Raw genomic sequence first — 20,655 nt, 5'->3', positions numbered from 1 at the left:
CACGCGCGCTGCTGACGTGCCGTCACGCCGGCCGGCGGAATACGGGCTTCACCGGTCGCCCGGCCAGCCAGGGGGTGGGGTCACCGGCGTCCAGCGCCTTGCGGTACACCGCACATGCCTGGGCCACCACGTCGACGGTGCGGTCGATGTCGGCGTCTTCCAGCGTGCTGCTGACCACGAACGACGGGGCCAGCACCCCGCCCGTGAGGAGTTGGCGCAGGAACAGAGTGCGGTACTGCTGTGACGGCTGCCGATTCTCGTCGAGGGTGGCGAAGACCAGGTTGCTGGCCCGGCCCCGTACGACGATGTGGTCGCCGACGCCCGTGGTGGCCGCGGCGCCCCGGACACCGGCGGCCAACCGCTCGCCGAGGCTGTGCAGTCGCGCGGTGACGCCCTCCTCGACGTAGGTGGTCTGCACGGCCATCGCGGCGGCCAGCGCGTGCGTTTCCGCGCCGTGCGTGGTGGACAGCAGGAACACCCGGTCGCCGCAGTGGCGCAGCCCGCCCCGCTCCATCAGGTCGCGGCGCCCGGCCAGCGCGGAGACGGCGAACCCGTTGCCCAGCGCCTTGCCGAATGTGGAGAGGTCGGGGACGACGCCGTACAGGCCCTGGGCGCCCGCCTCGGACCAGCGGAAGCCGGTGATCATCTCATCGAAGATCAGTACGCAGCCGTGCCGGTCGGCCACCTCGCGCAGGCCCGCGAGGTACCCGGGAGTGGGGTCTTCCCTGCTCGAACGGAGTTGAGAGCTTGGGGAAGGCTCGGTGTGGGTGGCGGGTTCGAGGATCAGGCAGGCGACCTCGTCCTGGTAGCGGGTGAGCAGTTCCTCCGTGGCGGCCAGGTCCCCGTAGGGGAACGACACGGTGAGTTCGGTGGTCGCCGCCGGGACACCGGCGGACATCGGCGTGGTGCCGATGAACCAGTCGTCGACGGAGAAGAAGGGGTGATCGCCGCAGAGGGCCACCCGCGGGCGCCCGGTGACGGCGCGGGCGAGGCGCACCGCGGCGGTGGTCGCGTCGGAGCCGTTCTTCGCGAACTTGACCATCTCGGCGGTCGGCACGGTGGCGAGGAAGCGTTCCGCGGCCTCGACCTCCACGATGGAGGGACGGACGAAGTTGCTGCCGCGGTCGAGCTCCCGGCGCACCGCCTCGGTCACGCGGGGGTGGGCGTGGCCGAGGCTGACCGACCGCAGTCCTGATCCGTACTCGATGTAGCGGTTGCCGTCGATGTCCCACACGTGGGCACCGCGGCCGTGGCTGATGACCGGGGCCAGGTTCTCGGGGTACTGGTCGTCGCCCTTGGCGTAGGTGTGCGCGCCTCCGGGGATCATGGCGTGCAGCCGCTCGTTCGCCGCCCGCGACCGCGGCAGGAGGAACTCCTCGGTCTCCATGGTGTGTTCGGTGTCCACGCCGGCCTCAGCTCGCTTTCTGCTTCAGTACCTCGGCGAGGCTCGGCGCCTCCCGGTCCCGCTGCGACATCGACGCGGGCGGCAGCGGCCACGGAATGGCGAGCTCCGGGTCGTCGAAGGCGATCGTCACGTCCTCGGCCGGATCGTGCGGGCGGTCGATCCGGTACGAGGTGTCGGCGGTCCCGGTCAGTGCCTGGAAGCCGTGCGCGCATCCCGCCGGGACGTACAGGGTCACCTGTGTGTCGCCGGAGAGTTCGAAGGAGGCCACGTTGCGGTAGGTCGGCGAATCCGTCCGCAGGTCCACGACGACGTCGAAGATCTTCCCGTACGAGCAGCGCACCAGCTTGGCCTCGCCCGCACCCGAGCGCAGGTGCAGGCCGCGCAGCACACCCCGGGCCGAGCGGGACACGCTGTCCTGGACGAAGGCGTACGGGTCGAGGCCGACCGAGCGGACCACGTCGGCGTCGAAGGTGCGGCAGAAGAAGCCGCGCTCGTCGGCGTACGGCGTCGGCTCGAACAGGTACGCGCCGGCGATCGCCGGAACTTCGGTGGCTTTCATGGAGTCTCCTGCCGGGCGGTCGCCTTGAAGAGGGTCCTGGTCAAGGCGGTGAACTGATGGGCGAGTTGCTGCGCGGCGTCCTCGTTCCGCTCGGTGAGGGTCCGCCGCAGCTCCGCCGACCGCTTCTCCAGCTCCCGGAACTGTTCCAGCAGCCGGTCGGCGTCGATCTCTCGGGCCGGGTGGCAGTACGCGCCAAGGCCCATCCTCGCCATGAGCGCGTCGCTCTTCGCCGCGTAGCTGAGTGCGATCGTGGGCGTGCCGGCCTTCAGCGCGCAGATCAGGTTGTGGTAGCGGGTGGCCACCACGGCGTCCGCGGCCGACGTCTCCTTCATCAGGTCGGCAAGGGAGGACACTTCGGCAGCCGTGACCAGTGGCGAGGCCACCGCTTCGATGATCGCGGCGACCACCGGCCCGTCGCACGCGTCGCCGGTCAGCAGCCGGACCCGTCTGCCCTCCGCGACCAGCGCACGCACGAAACGGGTCGTTCCTGCGAGGTAGCGGCGGTGGATCTCGTCGGCGTGGGCCCGGTCGTCGTTGCCGCCGTGAAAGTCCATGACACCGACGCAGACCCGGCCCGTCGGGCCGGGCGGCGGTGCCGGCAGGGCGAAGGCGAGGTCCGGGTAGACCTCGTCGCGCGCGGTGTCCACGCCCATCGCCCGCATCGCGTCGTGGGACAGGGCGTCCCGGTACGACCGGTACGCGGCCAGCCGCGCCGACCAGCGCACCAGGGCCCGGGTCGGCCGGTCGCCGATCTCGGCGGCGCCGACGCTGACCAGCGCGACCCGGGTGCCGGACAGCCGGCCGGTCGCGCAGAGCAGGAACAGTGAGTACGGGAAGCCCCACGGCCGCAGCGGCAGCGTGGCCTCCAGGACGCCCATGCCCGGCACGATCACCACGTCGTGCCGGCGCACCCAGGCAGCGGTGCGGACGGCGTCGACGAGTTTGCCCAGACCCTTCGCCGCGATCGCGCCCGCACGCGTCGCGGTCCGGTACTCCCCGCGGTACCAGTGCAGCCGCGTCGCGGGGATGCGGTAGCGGGCCGCGACGACCTCGGGTCCGCCGCACAGCGCGTCCACGACCGCCTCCGGGTGCTCGGCGCGGAGGTACCCGAGCACGGCCTCCAGCGACCCGTCGTTGCCGAGGTTGCCGGAGCCGAGCAGGCCGAACACCCCCACCCGTGTCGCAGGCTTCATGCCCCACGCCCCTCACGCCCGGCGACGAGGGCGTCCACGGAGACAGTGAGCCGGGCCGGATCGACCGGGGCGCGGTCCTCGACCCGTTCGCCGGCGCCCGGCCGGACCCGGCTGGACATCCATGCGGCCAGGTGGCGGTAGCACGCGCGCCGGTCGGCCGGGGACAGCGGCGCCCGCCGGATCGCCGCGACGAATCCCCAGACGTACTCGGCGAGCAGCCGGGGCGTGGGGTGCAGCGGGCCTGCCCGGCGCGGGTCCAGGTTGACGCACCGGGAGCGCTTGGACGGGTTCGCCCGCTCGGCGCGGGTGGGGTGGTCGCGGCGGAAGTACAGCAGCTCCGGCACCTGGTGGAAGGGCCCGTGCAGGGCGATCTCGGCGACGAACGTGCGGTCCGCGTGGTGGTAGCTGTCGTGCGGCTTCACCCGGCGCAGCACGTCGGCCCGCATCACCCCGTAGAAGTCGTCGCCACCGGGCTCGAACAGCAGGCTGCGGAAGCGCTCCGGCGCGTGCGGCGAGTCGGTGGCGAGCCCGTACTCGTACGGGACCTTCACCTGGCCGTCGCCGTCGATGACCGCCTGGCCGGAGTGCGCGAGGATCACGTCCGGCCGCTCGTCCAGCGCCTGGACGCAGCGCCGCAGCAGATCGCGGGCGTACAGGTCGTCGTGCGAGGCCCACTTGAACAGCTCGCCGCGGCACTCGGTGAACACGTGGTTGTGATTCGGCGCGGCGCCGATGTTCCGGGGCAGGCGGAGGTACCGGATGCGCGAGTCCTGCGTGGCGTACTCGCGGCAGATGTCCCGGGTCCCGTCGGTCGAGGCGTTGTCGGAGATGACCAGCTCGAAGTCCTCGTAGGTCTGGCCGAGCAGGGCGTCGAGCGACTCGGCGAGGTACTGCTCGCCGTTGTACACGGGCAGGCCGATGCTCAGCCGTGGAGTGCGGCGAGATGCCGTCATGTGGTCCTCACTTCGCGTACGGGGTTGTGGTGGTGTTCGCCAAGGCGGACCGCAGGTGCAGCCACCACACGGCCGAGCTGCTGACGGTCGCGGCGGCGACGCCCCAGGCCGAGCCGGCCGTGCCGGCCACGGCCGCCCCGCCGAGCCCGCCGATGACGTAACAGGCGGAGGCGAACAGTTGGCTGCGCAGGCTGCGCCGGGCCGCGCCGAGCGCGCGCAGCCCGGCCGCCGCGCCGGTGCCGAGGCCGGCGCCCGCGACGCCGAGCGTGACCGGCACGATCAGCTCCGAGGCGGAGTTCCAGACGCCGCCGAGTACGAGCTCGCCGAGCCGGCCGGGCACGAGCAGCAACGCCCCGCCCCACAGCAGCGCTGCGGCGGCCTGCCCGCCGCCCAGCAGGAGGCAGAACCTGCCGAGGCGGTGCGGGGCCCGCCGCAGCACCCGTGCCGCCTCCGCGACGGTGACCAGAGACAGCCCCATCAGCACCGCCATGAACGGGCCGAGCAGCAGCTCGGCACCGCGGACCACACCCACGGCGCCGATCCCGACGATCGCGCCGAGTCCGTAGGCCCTCAGCTGGCTCGCGCCGCTGTTGCTGACGTTCTCGACCAGGTACCGGTAGCCGAGGTCGCGGTGCGCGCGAAGCCACTCGCGCGCTCCGGTCAGCCGGGGCCGGATCCCGGACTGGAAGCAGCCGTACACCGCGGCCACCGCGGCGGAGGCGCCCCAGGCGAGCACGAAAGCGGAGACGCTGTCCCCGCTGCCCGTACGACTCGCCACCACCATGGCCGGGACGAGCGCGACGCCCCACACGAGGTCGTTGACGAACGCCTTGCGCCCGGTGCCCGCGGCGAAGAACGCGAACCGCCACGCGTCCTGCAGCAGCAGTCCGGGCAGGACGACGCCGAGGCAGGCGAACGCGGGCCCCACCCGGCCGCCGACGCCGAGGCCGACCACCAGACATGCCGCGCCGAGGGCGCAACCGACGCCGAGCGCGGCACCCGACGACCGGGCCACCGCCCCGCGCCAGGACGCGTCCGGCACGCCGCTGAAGCGCACCACGAGCGGGTCGGTGGCCAGGCCGCGGGAGACGTTGAGCACCACGCCGTAGGTCACCCAGGCGAGGCTGAACACGCCGAACGCGGTCACCCCCAGCGAGCGGGCCACGTAGATGCCCACCACGAAGTTGGACACGCTGGAGGCCGCCTGGTCGGCCAGTCCCCAGGACAGCCGTCCGACGAGGGCCCGCTTGGCGGTCCCGGCCCTCGGCCTCGTCTTCTCCCCCTCGGTGGCCATGGGTGTCATGCCTTGATCAGCCCGGCGCCGTGCAGGGCGTCGGCCGCGGCGGCGACGGTGTCGAACGGCAGCCCGGACCGCTCGGCGACATCCAGCAGACCGTGCTCGCCGTCGGAGAGACTGAGCACCCAGAGCATGGCCATCTGGGCCTGCTTGGTGTCGCTGCGGCCGCCGAGCGTGTCGTACAGACCGCGCCGGCCCAGCTGTGGTTCGCCGTAGGGACTGAGGTTGAGGTACCGCCGGTCGCGGTCGAGGACGGCGAACGCCTCGCGGCAGACGGCGAGCGTGTCCGCCATCGCCTCCGGCGAGACGAGGTCCAGGTTGTCCGCCGAGGTGTGGTACTCGGGGTAGCCCGCGTACGGGGTCCGGGTGAGCGAGCCCACGCCGAGATTGAACCCGGGCGAGCAGAACTGCCGCTCGTCGTAGCCGTACGGAGTGAACTCGGTCACGCGGTGCGGGCGTTCGGAAGCGGCGAGCACGTGGCGCAGTACCCGGTCGATCCCGGCGTCGCCGCGCCTGCTCTGCTTGTACGTCAGCTGCCCCGGGTCCCCGGCGCAGGCCAGCACCAGCCCGTGCTTGACCCGGCCCATCCGCTCCGCGTTGCGGGCCAGCCAGGTGATCGCCCCGATGGTGCCGGGTGCGAACAGGAACCGGTAGGTGTAGTACGGCGTTCGCTCCGCCAGCGCCCGGGCCAGGAACGTCGCCACCGCGATGCCGGCCAGGTTGTCGTTGGCCAGCGACGGGTGGCAGACGTGACAGGAGATGATCACCTCGTCGGGGATCTGCCCGGGGACGACGTGCTCGGCGTAGGTGAGGTGGCCGTCTGCGAGCGTGGAGTCGATGCGCACCTCGTACTCGCCGTCCGGCAGCGCGTCCAAGGTCTCCTGGGCCAGGCAGAACCCCCATGCCGGCCGGTAGTAGCTGGTGCGGTACGGCACCCAGGCCGGGTGGTCCGGCAGGGTGTGCAGGTGTCCGCGCAGCTCGGCCAGCGGCATGGTTGCCGACACCGGCACGCTGTAGCCGAGTACGTGCAGGCTGGACGCGGCGAAGTCGACGACCCGGTGCCCGGAGGCGTCGGCGATGTACGCGTCCCGGATGTTCCACTCCTGCGGCACCGTCCAGTCGAGCACCCGCGTCCCGGTCGGCACCTCGTGCACCTGGAGCGGGAGGTACTCGCCGACGATGTCCAGGGTGGCGCGCACACCGTGCCCCGTGATGCTCCGGCAGAGCGGGTACAGCCGCTCCACCAGGGCAAACATCTCTTCGCCGGGATCGGCCGCGGTCATCGGCGCCACCGCAGGGTGTCGTCGACGGCGCCGGCGTCGGACGCCGCGCGCAGCACGGCCAGCCGGGTGAAGCGCCGCTCGAAATCCTCCCGGGTCAGCCCGAACCTGCGGTAGGCGTCGGCGAGTTCGAGTGCGCCCTGCTTCACCGTCCACTCGCAGTCGAAGCCGGGCACCGCGGCGCGGAACCGGGAGAAGTCCACCCGGTACGACCGCGGATCGGCCCCCGTCTCCCCGGTGATCACCACTTTGGAGCCGGACACCGCCTCGGCGACCTGCCCGGCGATCTCGGCGACCGTGACGTTGTTGATCTCGCTGCCGATGTTGAACGCCCGGTCGTGCACCGCTTCCCGCGGCGCGGTCAGCGCGGCTGTGAAGGCCCGTGCGATGTCGGCGGCGTGCACCAGCGGCCGCCAGGGGGTGCCGTCGGAGAGCACCAGCACCTCACCGGACAGCAGCGCGTGGCCCACCAGGTTGTTCAGCACGATGTCGGCGCGCAGCCGGGGTGAGAAGCCGAAGGCGGTGGCGTTGCGCATGTACACCGGGCTGAAGTCGCCGTCGGCCAGCGCGTGCAGGTCGTCCTCCACCCGCACTTTGGACTCCGCGTACGGCGTCACCGGGCGCAGCGGGGCGTCCTCGCCCACCAGGTCACCACCGCCGGCGGCGCCGTAGACCGAGCAGGTCGACGCGTACAGGAAGCGCCGCACTCCGGCGTCGCGGGCCAGCCGGGCCAGCCGTACGGAGGCGTGGTGGTTGATGTCGTAGGTGAGTTCCGGCGCCAGCGATCCCAGCGGGTCGTTGGACAGCGCGGCCAAGTGGATCACGGCGTCCACCCCGGCCACGTGTTCCGGTGTGACGTCACGCAGGTCCACCCGGTGCCCCGTGGGGGCACCGCCCACCGGCGCGCCGGCGCCGACTGGGGGAGGGTCCACGGGCGGAGGGCCCAGCACGCAGTCGGCGAACAGGCCGGAGTCGAGCCCGACGACCTCGTGCCCGGCGGCCGTGAGGACCGGGGCCATCACGGTGCCCAGGTAGCCCTGGTGTCCGGTGAGCAGTACGCGCAAGGTTCAATCCCCCAGCTCGAGAGTGAGTTTGGTGACGGCGAACGCCTCCGCGTAACGCGAGTGGCATTCGATGCCGCGGATCCGGGCGAGGCCGAGGAAGGCCTCCCGGTCGTACCAGGGCCGGTGCCGCTGTGAGGGGTAGTGCTCCTGGAGGAGCCGCACCTTCTGTTCGGCGGTCTCCGGGGACAGCGGCTGGTACGCCGCCATACGGCCGAGGTCGCCGTCCCACTTGACGATCTCGTAGCCGAGCACGAGGTGATCGCGGAACGCGGTGGGTATCAGCCGCGCCAGGCCGCGGTGATCCTGGTGCGCGTCATCGGTGCGCGGGGCCAGCACGAGATCCGGCTCGGTCTGCCCGCGCAGCTCCTCGATGGCGGCCTTGGCCTCGTCCCACTGCGCCGGCAGCCGGCCGTCCGCCAGCTTCAGCACGGTCAGCCGCAGATCGGCGCCAGGGCAGAAGGCGGCCAGCGCGGCCTGCTCCTCCTGCTCCCGCTCGCTGCCACCACCGGAGAGCACCAGCGCGTCGACGCGGATGCCCGGGTGTGCGAGGCACAGCGTCAGCAGCGTGCCGCCGGCGCCGATGGCGATGTCGTCACAGTGCGCGCCCACCGCGACGATCCTCTCCAGGCGCCCGGCCCCGAGCCGGATCACGCCCTCGCTCCGGCGCTCGCCCCCGCGCCGTCCCGTTCCCATACGGCCCACGGGCGGTCCCCCCGGGCGTAGGCGTCGTCCAACGCGGCCCGCTCCTTGACGGTGTCGGTCGGCTTCCAGAAGCCGCGGTGCCGGTGCGCCACCAGCCGGCCGCGCTTGGCCAGTTGTGCGCATCCGTCGGCGACCAGGTCCCCGTTCTCCGGGATGTGGTCGAAGACCTCCTGGCGGAGCACGAAGTAGCCGCCGTTCTCCCACAGCGGCAGTTCGCTCACCGCGGTGATGCCCCCCACCAGACCGTCCTCGCCCAGGTCCACGCAGTGGAACGAGGACTGCGGCGGCACCACCATCATCGACGCACCGGCGTCGCGCCGGGCGAACTTCTCGATCATCTCCGGCAGCGGGGCGTCGGTGAGCACGTCGGCGTAGTTGGCGAGGAACATCTCGTCGCCGTCCAGGTGGTGCCGCACCCGGCGCAGCCGTTCCCCGATCGGTGACTCGATGCCGGTCTGCACGAACGTGATCGTCCAGTCGGCGATGTCGGTGGTCAGCAGCTCGGTCCGCCCGCCCCGCAGCACGAAGTCGTTGGACGCCGTCTCCTCGTAGGTGAGAAAGAAGTTCTTGATGTGGTGAGCCCCGTAGCCGAGGCACAGGATGAACTCCGTGTGCCCGAAGTACGCGTAATAGCGCATGACGTGCCAGATCAGCGGCCGCGGACCGACCATCGCCATCGGCTTGGGTATGTCGTCCGCCGCTCCGCTGCGCATACGCAGCCCGTAACCGCCGCAGAACAGTACGACCTTCATGGCTTGACCTCGACAATGCTCAGTTCCGGGATGGGGAAGACCAGCCGGCCGCCCCAGGCGTGCACGAAGGACAGCTGCTCCGTCAGCTCGGCCCGCAGGTTCCACGGGAGGACGAGGACGTAGTCCGGCCGGTCGGCGGCCATCTGCTCGGGCGGCAGGACCGGGATGCGGGTGCCCGGGGTGAACCTGCCGTGTTTGTAGGGGTTGCGGTCGACGGTGTACGGGAGCAGGTCGGGCCGGATGCCGCAGTGGTTGAGCAGGGTGTTGCCCTTGCCCGGGGCGCCGTAGCCGACGACCGTCGCGCCGCGCTCGGCCGCCTCGATGAGGAACCGCAGGAGATCCCGGCGCACCTTGGCCACCCGGGCGGAGAACTCGGTGTAGCCGGACAGTTCCTGGAGCCCGATGGCCTTCTCCTTCTCCAGGACGTCGGCCACCGCCCGGGACGGCTCGCCGGCCACCTCGGCCGGCCGGGCCCACAGCCGGACGGAGCCGCCGTGCGTGGGCAGCAGCTCGACGTCCACGAGCGCGAGTCCGCCGCTCGCCAAAGCCCGGATCGCGGACGCGACCGTGTAGTACTGGAAGTGCTCGTGGTAGATCGTGTCGTACTGGTTCTCCTCGATCAGGGTCAGCAGGTGCTGCACCTCGATGGAGACCCAGCCGTCGTCGGCGACCAGGGCGCGCAGCCCCCGGGTGAACCCGACCACGTCGGGGATGTGCGCGTACACGTTGTTGGCCACGACCAGGTCCGCCGGACCGTGCTCGGCGCGGACGGCCGAGCCGGTGGCCGGGTCCAGGAACTCCGTGAGCGTAGGAACACCCGCGTCCCGCGCCGCGGCGCCGACGTTCACCGACGGCTCGATGCCGAGGCAGCGGATCCCGCGGTCCACCATGTGCTTGAGCAGGTAGCCGTCGTTGCTCGCGGCCTCCACCACGAAGGCATCGGGGCCGAGACCGAGGCGCTCCACGGCGTCGGCGACGAACGTGCGCGCGTGCTTCACCCAGGAGGTCGAGTACGAGGAGAAGTACGCGTACTCCTTGAACGTCTCCTCCGGGGTGATCAGCGGCGGGAGCTGCGCGAGCCAGCAGCCGGTGCAGACCCGCAGGTGCAGCGGGTACGTCGGTTCCGGCTGGTCCAGTTGGTCAGCGGCGAGGAAGCTCTCACATGGTGGCGTCGCCCCGAGGTCGACGACGCTCGCCATCGCTTCCGAGCCGCAGAGTCGGCATCGTGTCATCTGCTGTCCCCATCCCCCCTGCTCGCGCGGGTGTCCCCGCTGCGATCCGGTGCTGACCGACCCGCGATCGCGGTGCGGTACCCCTCCACCAGGCGCTCCAGGCCGACCGCCGGGCTGAACCCCTGTTCGTAACGGCGCCGGGCCGCCTGGCCCATCTCCCGGTTGCGGGCCGGACCGGCCGTGATCCGGCGCAGGCAGGACGCGAGCGAGGCGGGCTCGCCCGGCTGGTGCAGCAGCCCCGTCACCCCGTCCTCGACGAGTTCCACGAAGGCGCCGTGACCGGCGGCGACGGCCGGGACCCCGGCCGCCATCGCCTCCACGACCACCAGGCCGAACGCCTCCAGCCACGTCGAGGGAGCCACCACGGCGACCGACCGCGCGACGGCCTGCCGGCACTGCGCCGGGTCGTACAGGCCGACGTAGTGCACGTCGTCCCGGCCCGCGGCCCAGGCCGTCACCTCGCGCTCCAGCGGCCCGGTGCCGGCGATCACGAGCGGCACGCCCACACCGCCGGTCGCGGCGATCTCGTCCCACGCGGCCATGAGCAGCCGCACGCCCTTGGCCTCCGCGAGCCGGCCGAGGTAGAGCAGATGCTCGCCGGCACCCGATCGGCGGGCGTCCGGGTCGGGCACGAAGTTGTGCTTCACCGTCAGCCGCTCGGCCGGCATGCCGGCCCGCACCAGGACGTCGCGCTGCGCCGCGGAGATGCAGAAGAACCGCGTGACGCCCGACCACCACCGCCGCCGGTTGACCGAGAGGCTGACCGCGAGCGGCACCGTCGCCAGCCGGGAACTGCGGTAGCAGCCGTGCCGGACGGCGGGCAGCGGCGCCTTCCCGACGCACTCGGTGCACGGCCGGCCGTCCCGCCGGAGCGTGCCGGGCGGGCAGACCTGGGTGTAGTTGTGCAGCGTGGCGACGGCGGGCACGGCCGCGTCGGCGCAGGCGGCGAGGACCGCGGGCGACAGGAGCGGGAAGACGTTGTGGACGTGGACCACGTCCGGCCGTCCGGCGCGGAGCCGGGTGGCGAGCTCCGAGCGGACCGCAGGGTTCCACGGCACCAGCAGTGGCACCGCGGCCTTTCCCGGCAGGGACCGGGTGGCGATGTCGTCGCTGCGCCGCTCGAACACCTCGACCCGGTGGCCGGCCCCGCGCAGCAGCGCCACCTCCTGGTCGACGACCTTGTTCTCCCCGCTCGGCTGCGCCGAGGAGTAGCGGTTGTGCACCACGAGGACGTGCATGCTCAGGTCACCTCCCGGTCCCGGGCCCAGCGCGGGACGTGTCGTCGGGGAATCGCGGGCGCCGGGAGGGACGCGGCCGCGGTCGGCGCCGCCAGCAGTGCGGCGGCCACGGCCAGGTGCAGCAGATACGGCGAGGCGTCGCCCAGCCCGGACTCGGTGTACGACGCGATCGCGCAGTAGCTGATCAGGAAGATCGCGCAGGCCCTCGGCAGCGACGGTGGTCGCAGCAACGCGACGCCGCCCAGCACGACGATGACCGCCGCCACCAGGGCGACACCGGTCAGTCCCTGCTCGTGGTAGACGGCCAGCCAGCTGTTGTCGATCGGCAGCCCGCCGAACGACTTGTCGCCCAGGCCCACGCCGAACCACTCCTTCGCGGCCGTCCGGGGCGCTGCCAGCAGGGCGTCCCAGACCTTGGCCCGGCCGGTGAGGCTGGACAGGTACTCCTGGCTCTGTCCGCGCAGGAACCACGCCCGTAGCGCGGAGGCGAACCCCACCGCGGCCACCGCGGCGCACAGCACCGCCCAGGCGAAGAACCGGCGGGCGGCCGCGCTGGTCAGGACGAGCGAGCCGATCGCCAGCGCCAGCCCGAGGAGCAGGCCGAGCGTGGCCGTACGGGTATGGGTCAACGCGAGCAGGACGAGTGAGGGCACGATGACGACCGCCGCGCTCGCCCTGTCGGTCCGGCAGCCCAGTACGAGCAGCACGGTGAGCCCGGTGATCACCGCGGCGTACTGTCCGATCTGCGGCGGGGTGAGCGGCCACAACGCGCCGACCAGCCGCCCCCCGTAGAGCTCGGGCATGGCCGCGCCCGGTGAGACGACCGCGCCGGCGGCGACCGACCCGAGCACCGCGAAGTACATCCGGATGTGATGCCGCACGAACGTCAGGCTGCCGTCCCACCAGCGGCTGAGCAGCCACAGCGTGCTGACGAAGAGAGCCAGCCGGGCGCAGCGGAACAGCGCGCCGACCCCGGACTCCAGTTGCACGCTGGCGATCACGCTCGGCACCAGCAGCAGGGTGAGCAGGAGCAGGAAGGCGCCGGCCCGGATCCGCAGCCGGGAATTGAGCGCGAGCGCCAGCGTGAACGCGGCGACCAGCGCGCCCATGGTGACCAGCTGGATGAGGGAGCGGGGCAGCGGGATGACGGTCTTCGCCCCGGCGGAGCCGAGCGTGTTGAGGATCAGCAGCCCCCAGACGGTCCCGACGAGCTTCGGTGTGCCGGCGGGGCGCGGTCCGGCGCCGGGCCGCGTGTCCGCCGTGTCGGGTCCGCGCGGCAGTCCACCGCGCCACAGGTCCTGGCTCATTTCAACCACCGGCCCGTGGGTCGAGGGTGCTGCCCGTGTCCTGCTGGTACGGCGTGCTCTGCCACTGTCCGAAGTCGAGCACCCGGCTCGGGTCGTGGGCGACGAATTTCCACGGCCCGATATAGACGTTGTCGTGCCAGCGGTTGTGCTGCTTGTGGGTGATCGCCTCGGCCACCCGCTCGCCCTGGTACGGCGACCAGTCCGGATAGGTGCCGTAATTGGCCAGCACCGCCATCCGGTCGCACTTCACCGTGCACTCGACGACGGACGGGTCCAGCACGAAGCGGTTGCCGTGGATGTCCACCCGCTGGGTCTTCCACCGGCAGTCGCCGTAGAGCGGTGCGGTGGCGATCGCCGGCCGCGCGCAGCGGTCGGCGTCCCGCACCAGCAACGTGCAGTCACCGGAGGAGGTGTTGGCCGGGCTGTTGCAGAACCGGTCGGCGTTTTCCCACAAGGTGATCCCGGACCAGTTGTTCTCCAGCACGTTCCGATCTATCTCGATCTCGTCCGTGCGGGCTTTGACCCGTGGTTCGCCGCCGGACTCGGACAGGTAGACGGTCGCGAACGGGAAGTTGTCTCCGCGGTCGGCGTACCTGCGGCCCTCGACCCAGTTGTTCCGCCGGATCGTGTTCTTCCGGATGACCGCGTTGTAACTGGTCTCGTAGATCAGCGCGGCACCGTCGTTGGCCTCCAGCACGTTGTCCTCGATGCGGAAGTCGTTGTTGTTGGTGTCCGCCCACAACCCGGCCCCACGGTTGTCGTGCACCCAGTTGCCGCGTACGTCGGCCCCGTCGACGGCCCAGAACTTGACGCCTCCGGTGCAGCCGCAGCCCTTCCGCCGCCGCTCCCAGTCGCCGGTGTTGTTGCCCACGATCTCGTTGCCCTCGACCACCAGGCCGCGGATACGGCCCTTGGCCTTGTAGGCGTTCATGCCGTACTGACCGTTGCCGTGCAGGCAACTGGCGCGGACCTGCTGGCGGGCCCCGGCCATCAGCCCGGCCGCGGAGTTGTACTGGATCGTCGCGTGCTCGATCACCCACCCGTCGGCCGAGTCGTGGTTGACCACGCCCTCGTCGTGCGGCGCGACGAAACCCTGCACGGTCAGGTGGCGGATGGAGACGTCGCGGGCACTGCCGCCGAACGCGTACTGGTTGGTCTTCCGGCCGTCGAGCACCGCGCCCGGCGCGCCGAGATAGCGGTTCCCCTCCTTGGGGATGACCTGGGAGTAGCGGTCCGGGGCGAGCCGGTGCCGGCCCGGTCGAAGCCAGAACGTGGTGCCCGGGGGACTGCTCCGGGTCTTCGCGGCCAGGTCACCGACGGCCGCGGGGTCGACCGTCACCGCGCCCGCCGGCGCCTTCACCGGCCCGGCCGCCGGCTCGGCGCACACCCGGGCCGCGGACCGGGCCCCGGACGCGGACGGCGCAGCGGTCGGCTCCGCCGGGGCGTCCGGCGTGCTCACACAGCCGGTCGCCAGCAGGGCCGGCACCGCCACCGGCAACGCCCAGTTCCGCCACTTGATCCCCACGCGTCCTCCTAGCCACGGAACCTGAGTACGGTGGTGAACCCCTGCGCGCCGTCGGCGAACCCGGTGCCGAGCAGCGTGGTGGCGGGTTCCTTGCGTCCGAAGCCGGGGGAGTACCAGCCCAGCACGGGGTGTCCCGTGCTCGAAGAGCTCGGGGAAGGGCCGGTCTCGCCGCGATGCGCCCGCCAGCTCAGCTGTCCGGGCAGGTCGAGCACCGCGGAGCGGTCCTCGCCGTCCCGGGTCCAGGTGAGCACTGCCCGGCTGCCCACCAGGTCCGCGGTGATCGCCGGGCCGAGGTGGAACGCCAGGTGCACAGCCCGGCGCGGGCTGTGCCGGCCCCGGACCTCGTCAACCACCTTCAGCTCCTGGCTCGCGGCCGTCAGCTCCACCCGGCGGCGGTGCACGGAGGGCCGGTAACCGTCGTGCTCGGCACACCAGCGGACCGTCCCCGTGCCGGAAGCGCCGGACGTGTCCGCGATCAGGACGCGGCTGCGGGCATGCCGGGTCCACAGGAACGGGCCGCCGGAGACGGACTGGTCACCGCCGTCCATTCGCAGGGTGTTGTGGCCGAGGGTCGACCGGAAGTACTGCCGCCACTCGGACTGCCCGTGATAGCAGAACGTTCCCGGGTCGGCGAGCACGTCGACCCCGTCGTGCCGGACCTCCACGGACAGCGCGTCCGCGTGGGCGTGCGCGGCGATGGACAGGAAGCCGTGCGGACCACCGTCGCAGCGGCACCAGATCTCCGCCGGACCGCGCAGGATGGTCATGCCCGCGTCGGCGAAGTGGCCTGGTCGGCTTGCCGGACGGGTCACGGCCGGTGCCGTTCCACGGTCCGGATACGGCCGGATGAGCGCGGCCAGCAGCGGGGTGCGCACATCGGTGCCGGTCACCGCCGGCCACCAGGCGAGCCGGCCGAACACCGCGTCACCGGTGGCCAGCAGGGAGGCCCAGCGGTCGGTGCCCGCGCCGTCCAGGACCAGACCGTGCCCGTCGTCCGCGTCCCCCTGGCGGGGCGGCCGTAACCGGTTGTCCACGATGGCCGCGAGCGCGTCGGTCATCCGCAGCAGTACCAGCCGGATCGACGCGGGGACCGGCACGCCGGCGGCATCCGCCTCGGCCACCGCGGCCAGGCCCAGTTCCAGCACCAGTCCGTGATATTCGGTGGCCAGCTCGCGGTTGAGGCCGGAGGGAAAGGTGTTGCTGCGCAGGTGCCGCTCCAGCGACCGCAGCGCACCGGCTCGCCACCGCGCCGAGGAGGGGAACCACCCGAACGCGCAGGCCGCCGCGAACTGCCCGGCGGCCTCGGCGATGACGTGGTTGTTCGCCGAAGACCCCCGGCTGGGGAAGGCGGCCAGCCAGCGCTGGTGGTGCCAGATCTGGTTCAGCGCCACCGGGTTGTTCTCGAACAGTCCGGCCGCACCGGGCCAGCCGTCGAGCAGTCGGCGGATCCACACCCAGGACAGCAGCCGGATGCCCAGCTCGATGCCGCTGATCCAGTGCACGCCGCGCAGCGGTGGGTCGGCCGCCCACCACGACCGCAGGTGTTCGGCCACGCGCTCGGCGTACCGCTCGTGCCCGGTGACCGCGTAGGCGGCGGCGAGCACGGTGAGGTACTGGTGCCGGGACGGCTCCCAGATCTGCTTGATGTCCCCGACCGCGTCCTCGTCGCGGTACGGCACGTCGAAGGCGTAACCCGACGGGGCCCGGCGCCCGGTCTTCGGGTCGTACCACCAGTCCGGGTCGGCCAGGTCGTCGCGGGCCACCCCGAAGTACTCGGCATGCCCGTCCATCAGCCGGTCCGCCTCGGCGATGAAACGTTTCGCGGCGTCCGGAGGCAGCGCGGCGACCGTCCCGGCGGGCAGTACCGCGGTGAACCGGGCGCCGGGCACGCTGGGGCAGTCCGGCCGCGCCGACCGCCACAGCCGCCTGCGCACCGCGTCGCCCACCCGGCCGCCGACCTCCCGCGGCCCCATCCGGGACAGCCGCCGCAGGTACCAGCCCGCACTCCCCGAACTCACGGTCATCGCGCCCTCGCCAGCGTCACCGGCGCGCCGCCCGCCAGGCCGGCCTGTACGGCGAGGGTGGCCGCCGTGGTGGCGACCAGCGACTCCAGCGGCACCGGCATCGGCCCGCCGGTCCGCACGGCCTTGACGAACGCGGCCAGTTCGGCGTTCTGGCCCTTGTCCCTGGCCTTGGGCAGCCGCGAACTGACCCACCGCTTGCGGCTGTACACCGAGGCACGGACGAAGTCGTCGAGCCGCAGCGCCTTGCCGTCCGCGACCAGGTCCAGCGTCTCCTTGGGGAAGCCGGCCGGGCCGGTGGTGACGTAGCTGATGGTGGCGGTGGATCCGTCCGGGTAACGCAGTACGGCCTGCAGGTCCTCGTTGCCGGGCGTGGCGGCCGCGTACACCGAGACCGGGTCGGCTCCGAGCAGCCAGCTCGCCGTGTCGATGAAGTGCCCGCCCTCGCCCGCGAACCGCGAACCTTCGGTGCTCTGCCGGAGATACCAGCTGCCGTGCTGCAACCGGCCCGCGTTGACCAGGTAGCGCAGGCTCGCCGGGCCGCTCCGGGCGCCGAACCGCTGCCGGGCCTCCCGCAGCAGCGGCGCGAACCGGCGGTTGAAGCCCACCTGGAGCCGGTCGTTGCCGGACTCCTCCACCGCGGCGAGCACGGAGGCCAGCTCGTCCTCGGTGAGGGCCAGCGGCTTCTCCACGAACACCGTCTTGCCGGCCAGCAGCGCCCTTCGGGTCAGCTCGGCGTGCGAGCTGTGCCGGGTGACCACGAACACCGCGTCGATGGACGGGTCACCGAGCACGGCGTCGAGGTCGGTGGTCGCCTCGGCGAAGCCGAACGTCCGCTGCGCGTTGGCCGCGGACAGCGCCGTCGTGGTGACGACCGCCGACAACTGGACGCCGTCGCGCCGGGCCAGGTGCGGCAGCAGCATCGACGTCGCGTAGTTCCCCGCGCCGACGAACGCGAGGCGCACCGGCGTCGTGGCGGCCCGGGCCGGACCCCGCTGCACGGTCACCGCGGGCACGGCCACCGCCGGAGCCTCGGCTTCCACCGCCTGGTCCGGGTACCGGAACAGCACCGCCACGGCCTTCAGAGCGCCGTCCTTCAGGCGCTGGTACGTCTCGACGGCGTCGTCGAAGTCGGCGATGCGGGAGACCAGGGGCTCCACGTCGACGCGGCCGCGGGCCAGGAGATCGAGGAAGCACGCCAGGTTGCGGCGCTCGGTCCAGCGTACGTAGCCGATCGGGTAATCGCGCCCCTGGAGCTCGTACTCCGGGTCGTAGCGCCCGGGTCCGTACGAGCGGGAGAACCGGACGTCGAGCTCCTTCTCGTAGTACGCGTTCCACGGCAGGTCCAGGCGGCACTTGCCGATGTCGACGACCCGGCCGCGGTCCCGGCTCAACCGGGCGGCCAGCTCGACGGGCTGGTTGCTGCCGCCGCCGGCGGCCAGGTACACCTGGTCGGCCCCGTGGCCGCCGGTGAGTTCGGCGACGGCCGCTTCCACGGCAGCGGACGCGGGATCGCCGCAGGCCGCGGCGCCCAGGCGCTCGGCGAGCCGGCAGCGCACCGGGTCGGGGTCCGCCCCGACGACGCGGGCTCCCGAGGCGGCCAGCAGCTGCACGACCAGCTGCCCGATCAGCCCGAGGCCGATGACCAGCGCCACGTCGCCGAGCTGCGGCTCGCCTTGGCGGACGCCCTGCATCGCGATCGACCCGACGGTGCCGAAGGCCGCGTGCCGCGGCGCGAGGCCGTCCGGCACCGGGGCGTAGAGGTTCTTCGGCACCCAGTTCAGCTCGGCGTGCAACGCGTGCTCATTGCCGGCGCAGGCCACGAGGTCACCGACCGCCACGTCCTCGATCCCGGCGCCGACCTGCTCGACCACCCCGCACAGCGAGTAGCCCAGCGGCGTGTAGGAGTCCAGCTTGCCCATCACCTTGCGATAGGTGGCGGGCAGCCCGTTGGTGGCCACACTCTGCATGACCTTGGCCACCTGATCCGGCCGGGAGCGGGCCTTGCCCACCATCGACATAGCGGCCTCGGACACCTTCATGAGCTCGGTCCCCGTGGAGATCAGCGAGTAGGCGCTCCTGACCAGCACACCGCCCGGCTTGCACCCCGGCACCGGCACGTCGAGCAACGCCAGCTCGCCACTCTTGTAGTTCTGCACAACCTGTTTCAACCCGAGCTCCTCTTGTTTCCACTCCGTCAAGCCGCCTGGCTCTGGCCGGAGCCAGAGGTCGCGCCGCGGTACCAGTACTCCAGGGTCAGCACGTGCCACAGATGTTTGGAGAAGTCCCGCTGCCCGGCGGCGTCCTCGGCGACCAGCCGCGCCAGCGCGTCGCGGCGCAGGATCCCGGAATTGACGAGCACGCCGTCATGAATCACCTCGCGCACCAGCGGCGCCAGATCCCGGCTCATCCAGGCCCGCAGCGGGGCGCTGAACAGGCCCTTGGGCCGGTACACGATCTCCCGGGGCAGGACCGAGCCGGCCGCCTCCTTCAGGACGGCCTTGCCCTGCCGCCCGACGATCTTGCGATCGCCGGGCACCGCGAACGCCGCCTTGACCACCTCGATGTCCACGTACGGCACCCGCACCTCGGTCGACGCGGCCATGCTGGAGCGGTCCGTGTAGGCGAGGTTCAGGCCCGGGAGGAACATCCGGGCGTCGCCCAGGCACATGCGGTTGACGAAGTCGTCGAGGCTGTTGTCCTGGTAGATGTCCGCATGCTCGGTCAGCACGTCCTCGACCGTCCCGCCCAGGTCCGGGTCGATCAGGGCGAGCAGTTCGTCCCGGTCGTACATGGTGTAGCTGCGCCGGAACGCGGTCTCCTCCGGCAGCTCGGCGAAAGAGAGGAACCGCTTGGCGAAGCGCACCGACCGGTACCCCCGGCGGGACGTGGCGACCGGCAGCCGGTCCACGGCCCTGGACAGGCCGCGCCGCAGGGGCCGCGGGACGCGCTGATAGCGCAGCGCGAGCAGGTTGGCCAGATGCTTGCGGTACCCGGCGAACAGCTCGTCGGCACCCATCCCCGAGAGCATCACCTTGACCCCGGCCTCCCGCGCGGCCGAGCAGATCAGGAAGGTGTTGATCGCGGCGGGGTCGCCGATCGGCTCGTCCAGGTGGTACGTCATCCGCGGCAGCAGGTCGAGCACGTCCGGAGCGATCTCGATCTCCCGCAGGTCGACGCCGAACCGCTCGGCCACCTGCCGGGCATGGCGCAGGTCGTCCGGCATCGCCTCGAACTTGGCGTCCTCGGCGCGGAATCCGATCGTGTACGCGGAGATCCCGGGCTGGTGGCGGGCCGCCAGCGCGGTCAGGTAGCTGGAGTCGAGTCCGCCGGAGAGGAAGGTCGCCACCGGTACGTCGGAGAGCATGTGTTGCCGGGTCGACTCCTCGACGATGGCGGCCAGGTCCGGCTGCTCGCCGCTGAGGGCCCGCTCCGCGGCCTCGGCGGCGACGTCCCTGAGGTTCCAGTACCGGCCGCGCTCCACCCGGCCGTCAGGCCGGCACCGCAGCCAGCTGCCCGGCGGCAGCTTCTCCGCTTCGCGGAACGCACAGCGCGAATCCGGTACCCAGTAGTACAGCAGCGAGGCCACCAGCGCCGCGTGATCCACCTCCAGCGACCCGCCGGTCACGGCGGCGAGCGCCTTGAGCTCGGAGGCGAACAGCAGGCCCCCGCCGCGCCGGAGCAGGAACAGCGGCTTGATGCCGAGCTGGTCGCGGGCGAGCACCAGGTCACCGGTCCGCTCGTCGAAGACCGCGAACGCGAACATGCCGCGCAGCCGGGGCAGGCAGTCCGTGCCCCAGCGCCGCCAGGCCTCCAGCAGCACCTCGGTGTCGGAGGTACCGCGGAAGCGCACTCCGGCGGCTGCCAGCTCGGTGCGCAGTGCGGGCGCGTTGTACAGCTCGCCGTTGTACGTGAGGGCGAGGCCGCCCGAGACCATCGGCTGGGCGCCGGTCCCGGACAGGTCGATGACGGCGAGGCGGCGGTGCCCGAGCTGCACTTCGCCGTCGCCGACGGAGTGGCCGTACCGGCCCGCCCCGTCCGGACCGCGGTGGGCGAGGACGTCGGTGAGCCGGTCGGTCACGGCCTTCCCGTCCGGCCACCGGTAACTGCCTGCGATGCCACACATG

At 72.3% G+C, this 20,655-nt stretch carries 15 protein-coding genes and 1 pseudogene; all 16 read right to left on the bottom strand.

Translation table 11 applies throughout. The features are described from left to right. Positions 1-22 precede the first annotated feature (22 nt). Positions 23-1,387 carry a glutamate-1-semialdehyde 2,1-aminomutase gene (locus tag ACZ4Z1_RS22780; RefSeq protein WP_468488451.1) on the bottom strand — a complete coding sequence of 455 codons (1,365 nt, stop codon included), beginning with the start codon at positions 1,385-1,387 and terminating at the stop codon, positions 23-25. 25 nt (positions 1,388-1,412) lie between these two features. Further along, positions 1,413-1,964, bottom strand: a complete 552-nt coding sequence (rfbC, locus tag ACZ4Z1_RS22775) for a dTDP-4-dehydrorhamnose 3,5-epimerase (RefSeq protein ID WP_468488425.1) — start codon at positions 1,962-1,964, stop codon at positions 1,413-1,415. Beyond that, a complete protein-coding gene (locus ACZ4Z1_RS22770) occupies positions 1,961-3,157 on the bottom strand; it encodes a polysaccharide pyruvyl transferase family protein (protein WP_468488424.1) in 1,197 nt (398 codons plus the stop codon). The genes rfbC and ACZ4Z1_RS22770 overlap by 4 nt, the downstream gene beginning before the upstream one ends. Beyond that, on the bottom strand, positions 3,154-4,110 hold the full coding sequence (locus tag ACZ4Z1_RS22765) for a glycosyltransferase family 2 protein (protein WP_468488423.1): 957 nt from the start codon (positions 4,108-4,110) through the stop codon (positions 3,154-3,156). Before ACZ4Z1_RS22765 ends, ACZ4Z1_RS22770 begins: the two co-directional genes overlap by 4 nt. Then, positions 4,107-5,404 (bottom strand): annotated as a pseudogene (locus tag ACZ4Z1_RS22760) (hypothetical protein). Before ACZ4Z1_RS22760 ends, ACZ4Z1_RS22765 begins: the two are co-directional and overlap by 4 nt. Before the next feature lie 5 nt (positions 5,405-5,409). Then, positions 5,410-6,699: a DUF4910 domain-containing protein gene (locus tag ACZ4Z1_RS22755; protein WP_468488422.1), complete on the bottom strand. Its 1,290-nt coding sequence runs from the start codon at positions 6,697-6,699 to the stop codon at positions 5,410-5,412. Continuing rightward, a complete protein-coding gene (locus ACZ4Z1_RS22750; protein WP_468488421.1) occupies positions 6,687-7,751 on the bottom strand; it encodes an NAD-dependent epimerase/dehydratase family protein in 1,065 nt (354 codons plus the stop codon). The genes ACZ4Z1_RS22755 and ACZ4Z1_RS22750 overlap by 13 nt, the downstream gene beginning before the upstream one ends. Before the next feature lie 3 nt (positions 7,752-7,754). Next, positions 7,755-8,402: a PIG-L deacetylase family protein gene (locus ACZ4Z1_RS22745; RefSeq protein ID WP_468488420.1), complete on the bottom strand. Its 648-nt coding sequence runs from the start codon at positions 8,400-8,402 to the stop codon at positions 7,755-7,757. Further along, entirely contained in the window at positions 8,399-9,205 is an 807-nt protein-coding gene (locus ACZ4Z1_RS22740; RefSeq protein WP_468488419.1) for a glycosyltransferase family protein, read from the bottom strand. Before ACZ4Z1_RS22740 ends, ACZ4Z1_RS22745 begins: the two co-directional genes overlap by 4 nt. Beyond that, complete coding sequence (locus ACZ4Z1_RS22735) at positions 9,202-10,437, bottom strand: class I SAM-dependent methyltransferase (protein ID WP_468488418.1); 1,236 nt, start codon at positions 10,435-10,437, stop codon at positions 9,202-9,204. Before ACZ4Z1_RS22735 ends, ACZ4Z1_RS22740 begins: the two co-directional genes overlap by 4 nt. After that, a complete protein-coding gene (locus ACZ4Z1_RS22730; protein WP_468488417.1) occupies positions 10,434-11,675 on the bottom strand; it encodes a glycosyltransferase in 1,242 nt (413 codons plus the stop codon). The genes ACZ4Z1_RS22735 and ACZ4Z1_RS22730 overlap by 4 nt, the downstream gene beginning before the upstream one ends. Positions 11,676-11,677: 2 nt before the next feature. Next, entirely contained in the window at positions 11,678-12,982 is a 1,305-nt protein-coding gene (locus tag ACZ4Z1_RS22725; RefSeq protein ID WP_468488416.1) for an O-antigen ligase domain-containing protein, read from the bottom strand. Position 12,983: 1 nt separating this feature from the next. Then, positions 12,984-14,507 (bottom strand): right-handed parallel beta-helix repeat-containing protein, encoded by a 1,524-nt coding sequence (locus ACZ4Z1_RS22720; protein WP_468488415.1) that lies wholly within the window; start codon positions 14,505-14,507, stop codon positions 12,984-12,986. An 8-nt stretch (positions 14,508-14,515) separates the two neighbouring features. Beyond that, the gene (locus ACZ4Z1_RS22715) at positions 14,516-16,531 is read right to left on the bottom strand and encodes an alginate lyase family protein (protein ID WP_468488414.1); all 2,016 of its coding nucleotides are present in this window, start codon (positions 16,529-16,531) and stop codon (positions 14,516-14,518) included. Continuing rightward, positions 16,528-18,699, bottom strand: coding sequence for a bi-domain-containing oxidoreductase (locus ACZ4Z1_RS22710; protein ID WP_468488413.1), 2,172 nt, complete (start codon positions 18,697-18,699; stop codon positions 16,528-16,530). Before ACZ4Z1_RS22710 ends, ACZ4Z1_RS22715 begins: the two co-directional genes overlap by 4 nt. Before the next feature lie 26 nt (positions 18,700-18,725). Next, positions 18,726-20,654: an asparagine synthase (glutamine-hydrolyzing) gene (gene asnB / locus ACZ4Z1_RS22705; RefSeq protein WP_468488412.1), complete on the bottom strand. Its 1,929-nt coding sequence runs from the start codon at positions 20,652-20,654 to the stop codon at positions 18,726-18,728. Between the last annotated feature and the right edge of the window lies 1 nt (position 20,655).

The sequence above is a fragment of the Streptomyces sp. NPDC030165 genome (assembly GCF_055573595.1).
The sequence above is the reverse complement of the archived record's forward strand: the minus strand, read 5'-3'. Positions and strand labels throughout refer to the sequence as shown.